Origin of the sequence: Caulobacter sp. D5, assembly GCF_003185805.1 — a bacterium.
Classification (GTDB): domain Bacteria; phylum Pseudomonadota; class Alphaproteobacteria; order Caulobacterales; family Caulobacteraceae; genus Caulobacter.
The window spans coordinates 1-3597 of sequence record NZ_QHJY01000465.1; the positions used below are offsets into that span (position 1 = coordinate 1).

Genomic DNA, 3597 nt, shown 5'->3' on the forward strand with positions numbered 1-3597 from the left:
ACCTCTCCCAGAGGGAGAGGGAGGGGCCCGCCGCGAAGCGGTGGGAGGGTGAGGGGTTACACCTCATGCCGTCTTACCCCCTCATCCTCCCACGCCTGCGGCGCGGGCCCCTCCTTCTCCCCCTGGGAGAAGTGTAGAAATGTGCCGCGCAGCCGTGATCGAGTTCTGGCCATGATCGAGTTCTGGTACGAGTTCGCCTCCACCTACTCCTATCCCGCCGCCATGCGGGTGGAGGCCCTGGCCGAGCAGGCCGGGGTGGCGGTGCTGTGGCGGCCGTTCCTGGTCGGGCCGCTGTTCCACGAGCAGCAGGGCCTGACCGACAGCCCGTTCAACGCCTTCCCGGTCAAGGGCGACTACATGTGGCGCGACCTGGCGCGGGTCTGCGACCGCGAGGGCCTGCCGCTGCACCATCCCAGCCAGTTCCCGCGCAACGGGCTCCTCGCGGCTCGCATAGCGATCTGCGGCCTGGAGGACGGCTGGACGCCGGCTTTCAGCCGCGCCGTCTACCAGGCCAACTTCGTCGATGACCTCGACATTTCGAGCCCCGAGGTCTTGGCGCCGCTGATCGCTGGCGTCGGGGCCGGACCCGAGCACGTCCTGGCCGCCGCCCAGTCCGCGCCGGTCAAGGACCGGCTGAAAGACCACGTCCGCCAGGCCCGCGAACGCGGCCTGTTCGGCGCCCCTTCCTTCGTCACCGCCGACGGCGAGCTCTTCTGGGGCAACGACCGTCTCGAACAGGCCCTGGAATGGGCCGTCCGCCATCAAGACCCGGAGCAAGCCTGACATGGCCGTCCTGACCGAAGAACAGACGATGCTGCGCGACGCGGCCCGCAGCTGGGCCCAGGAGAGCGCCCCGGTCTCGGCCCTGCGCAAACTGCGCAACGAGGGCTCCAAGGCTAGCTTCGACCCGGCCGCCTGGGGCGAGATGGGCCAGATGGGCTGGGCCGGCGTGGTCGTGCCCGAGGCCCATGAAGGCTCGGGCTTCGGCTATCTGGGCCTCGGTTTGATCCTGGAGGAGACCGGCAAGACCCTGGCCGCCTCCCCGCTCCTCTCCACCGCCCTGATCGCCGCCTCGGCCCTCGAACTCGGCGGCTCCGACGCCCAGAAGGCCGCCTGGCTGCCGAAGATCGCCGCCGGCGAGATCGTCGCTTCCCTGGCCGTCGACGAGCACGCCCACCACAATCCGACGCGGATCGACCTCGGCTACAAGGAGTTCGGCGGCTATGTTCTCAACGGAACCAAGACCTTCGTCCTCGACGGCGAAGCCGCCGATCTGCTGATCGTCGCCGCCCGCGCCGAAGGAACTAGCGGCACGGACGGCATCACCCTGTTCCTCGTGCCTGGCGACGCCAAGGGCGTGACCCGCAGCCACCTGTCGTTGGCCGACAGCCGAGGCGCGGCCAAGATCACCTTCGACAACGTGGAAGTCGGCGCCGACGCCGTCCTCGGCCAGGAAGGCCACGGCTGGGCGGTCCTCGAGCCCGTGCTCGACCGCGCCTATGCGGGCTTGGCCGCCGAGATGCTGGGCACGGCCACCGCCGCCTTCGAGATCACCCTCGACTACCTGAAGACCCGCACTCAGTTCGGCCAGGTGATCGGAACCTTCCAGGCCCTGCAGCACCGCGCCGCCAAGTGGTTCACCGACCTGGAGACCACCCGCTCCTGCGTCGAGGCCGCCCTGGAGGCCTTCGACGCCGGCGCCGACAGCCGCGCCCTGGCTTCTCTCGCCAAGGCCAAGGCCAGCGAGGTGCTGCACCTGGCCTCCAACGAGATGGTCCAGATGCATGGCGGCATCGGCATGACCGACGAGCACGACGCGGGCCTCTACATGAAGCGCGCCCGCGTGGCCGAGGCCCTGTTCGGCGGGGCCTCGTTCCACCGCGATCGCTACGCCCGGCTGATGGGGTTCTAGAGCGAGGCGGGCGGGACCTTCACCCTAGGAACCGCCCTCTCCGCGACCGGTTCTCCTGCCCTACCCACAACGGCAGGAGCCCCCATGAGCACCGACCCCAACGACAAGGCCGCCGTCGAAAAGCGCCTCTGGAAGGAAATCGGCGACGCCCGCTTCGGCATGCTGGGCCTCGTGCACAGCCACCAGCACTTCCAGCCGATGACCGCCTTCGCCGAGCCGGAGGACGGCGCGATCTGGTTCTTCACCCGCGACGACACCGACCTGGCGCAGGCCGTCCTGGCCGACGGCGGCGACGCCATGTTCGTGGTCCAGGCCAAGGACGGCGACTTCCAGGCCTGCGTCGGCGGCCGTCTCAGCCGCGACCACGACACCGCCCGCATCCAGCGCTGGTGGTCGCCCGTGGTCGCCGCCTGGTATCCCGACGGCAAGGACGACCCGCACCTGACCCTGCTGCGCCTGGACGCCCGCGACGCCGAGCTGTGGATCTCCAAGGGCGGCGCCGTGCGCTTCGCCTGGGAGATCGCCAAGGCCAACCTCACCGACCGCTCGCCGGACCTGGGCGATCGGGCCCATATCGGCATCGCCTGACGTCCGACGACGGACGATCCACGGAGACCGGCCGCGCCGCCCGACGGCGCGGCCTTTTCGTTGCGTCACCTTCCGGGCGACCTTTGATTTCTTTGTAGTTTCAGGCTCGACCAACACACTCCGTCGGGAACCCGACATAGCCCATATAGTCGGAGCTATTGTAGGCCATACGGCCGCAATATAGCCCCATCTCGATTTAGTTCCGACGACGCCTGCATTGCGTCGGCTACCTGACAGCGCCGCACCCCAGTCCTGCCTATAGCTTGCAACCCTTGCCGCAAGCCGGCGTTCGATTCGCCATGACAGGGCCTCTACACCCCTTGAAGAACCGTCTGCTCGCTTCCTTGTCCCCCGAGGACTTCGGCTACATCGCCGCCCAGCTGTCCCATCAGGACCTGGAGAAGGGGAAGCTGCTGTACGATCCCGGCGATCCGATCGACACGGTCTACTTCCCGCACGACTGCGTCATCTCGCTGATGACGCTGATGGAGAACGGCGCGGCCATCGAATCCGCCACCGTCGGCCGCGAGGGCGGCCTTGGGCTGATGGCGGCCATCTCGCCGCGCCAGTCGCTGTCGCGCGCCATCGTCCAGGCGCCGGGCGGCGTCTCACGCATCAGCGCCGCGGCCCTGCGCGAGGGCGTCGAGCGCAGCCCGCTGCTGCGCGACCTGATCGAGCGCCACAACGAGGCGCTGTTCGGCCACGCCATCCAGTCGGTGGCCTGCAACGCCCTGCACGCGGTGGAGGCGCGCTTCTGCCGCTGGCTGCTGGGCTTTCGCGACCGCATAGACGTCGACACCATAAGCCTGACCCAGGAGTTTCTGGCCGACATGCTGGGCGTCCAGCGCACCACGGTCACAGCCGTGGCCGGCGCCCTGCAGGCCAAGGGCCTGATCCGCTACCGCCGCGGCGTCGTCGACATCCTCGACCGCCCGGGCCTCGAGGCCATCGCCTGCGAATGCTACGGCGCGGTGCGGAAGGGCTACGAGCGCCTGCTGCCGGAACCGTTCGGATCCTGATCGCAGGTACGCCCTTAGACCACCTCTCCCATAGGGAGAGGGAGGGGCCCATGCGCAGCATGGGAGGGTGAGGGGTTA

The 3597-nt window shown here is 68.9% G+C and carries 4 protein-coding genes; all 4 read left to right on the forward strand.

Translation table 11 applies throughout. The features are described from left to right. Positions 1-171 precede the first annotated feature (171 nt). Complete coding sequence (locus DMC18_RS23660; protein WP_110119345.1) at positions 172-783, forward strand: 2-hydroxychromene-2-carboxylate isomerase; 612 nt, start codon at positions 172-174, stop codon at positions 781-783. A 1-nt stretch (position 784) separates the two neighbouring features. Then, complete coding sequence (locus DMC18_RS23665) at positions 785-1912, forward strand: acyl-CoA dehydrogenase family protein (RefSeq protein ID WP_110119346.1); 1128 nt, start codon at positions 785-787, stop codon at positions 1910-1912. Positions 1913-1996: 84 nt separating this feature from the next. After that, positions 1997-2500: a pyridoxamine 5'-phosphate oxidase family protein gene (locus DMC18_RS23670; protein WP_110119347.1), complete on the forward strand. Its 504-nt coding sequence runs from the start codon at positions 1997-1999 to the stop codon at positions 2498-2500. 344 nt (positions 2501-2844) lie between these two features. After that, complete coding sequence (locus DMC18_RS23675) at positions 2845-3519, forward strand: Crp/Fnr family transcriptional regulator (RefSeq protein ID WP_233245217.1); 675 nt, start codon at positions 2845-2847, stop codon at positions 3517-3519. Positions 3520-3597: the final 78 nt, after the last annotated feature.

What these genes read in the sequence shown, in the direction of transcription:
- DMC18_RS23660 (WP_110119345.1), top strand. Translation starts at nt 172, where the DNA reads ATGATCGAGTTCTGGTACGAGTTCGCCTCCACCTACTCCTATCCCGCC.
- DMC18_RS23665 (WP_110119346.1), top strand. Translation starts at nt 785, where the DNA reads ATGGCCGTCCTGACCGAAGAACAGACGATGCTGCGCGACGCGGCCCGC.
- DMC18_RS23670 (WP_110119347.1), top strand. Translation starts at nt 1,997, where the DNA reads ATGAGCACCGACCCCAACGACAAGGCCGCCGTCGAAAAGCGCCTCTGG.